The sequence below is a fragment of the Bartonella jaculi genome, from assembly GCF_039543045.1.
In the GTDB taxonomy this organism is placed as follows: Bacteria; Pseudomonadota; Alphaproteobacteria; order Rhizobiales; family Rhizobiaceae; genus Bartonella; species Bartonella jaculi.
Genome location: NZ_BAABIZ010000142.1, coordinates 1 through 943, shown reverse-complemented (window position 1 = coordinate 943; position 943 = coordinate 1). Strand labels below are relative to the sequence as shown.

At 29.6% G+C, this 943-nt stretch carries 1 pseudogene; it reads right to left on the bottom strand.

From position 1 onward, the window contains the following. A pseudogene (locus ABD915_RS10380) lies at positions 1 to 116 on the bottom strand (LbetaH domain-containing protein); the annotation flags it as partial. Between the last annotated feature and the right edge of the window lie 827 nt (positions 117 to 943).

Here is a 943-nt window from a genome sequence, read left to right as displayed (position 1 = left end):
ACCTCTATTGTTTCACCCGTGAATTCGTATTTTTTTGCAGGCTCTTGTTTATTATTAGATGCGGTTTCATTTGAAATGTTAGAAATAACGGGGGTGTTGTTTGATAAAGTTTTCATAACTAAATCCTTACTGATTATACGTTTTTGATTGACAGCCCATAAGGGCGCCGGGCGCTCAAAAACACGGCAGTAAGTCCGTCGTTACACTTTCCCCATAAGGTATTGTATGGTGTAACCACACCCGACATAATCATCATATATGCTAACTAAAGCATAAAAGATAGCCAGTTTTTATAGGGGATTAGGTTTATCGTAACCCATCCGCTTACTGTTTAAGTGTTTTTGAAGCACTTGAGTATTTATATATCAAAATACGTATTTATTGTCAAATAATATTTTATCTTTTTTGATATTTTTTATGATTTTTTTAAATTCATTATGTGTATATATTTAGCATATGCCTATCAAGCGCTTCCTTTTTATTATATGCTTTTAAAGCTATATTATGGGATTTATAAAAAGATTGCGTTATTTTTTGAATCTATACATTTATAATATTTAGAAACGCTCTCATCATGCGTATTTTTAGTTTTATGATATATTTATTTTTTACTAAATGGTTTTTAAGATTGTTGTTAATTTCTTTTATAACACATTTGCAATTTAACAGCCTTTTATAGGGCTTATCTTTATAAGCAATGCATTCATTTGCATTGTAATTATGAAAGCCTGCTTTTTTTTACACGTGCTTTATAGCTGTTATCTGCTTTATAGCCACCGCATCATTTTTCATTTTCATAAGAGAAAGGATAAATAGGATAAGTGTGGTTTATTGTATGTTATGAAATCTCTAAAGAGAAATTGATAATTATAGAGATTAGCAAAATCCCTTTTAATAGACTTTTGTCAGTCTTGTCAGTTCTTTTTATACCCTATAGTATTTT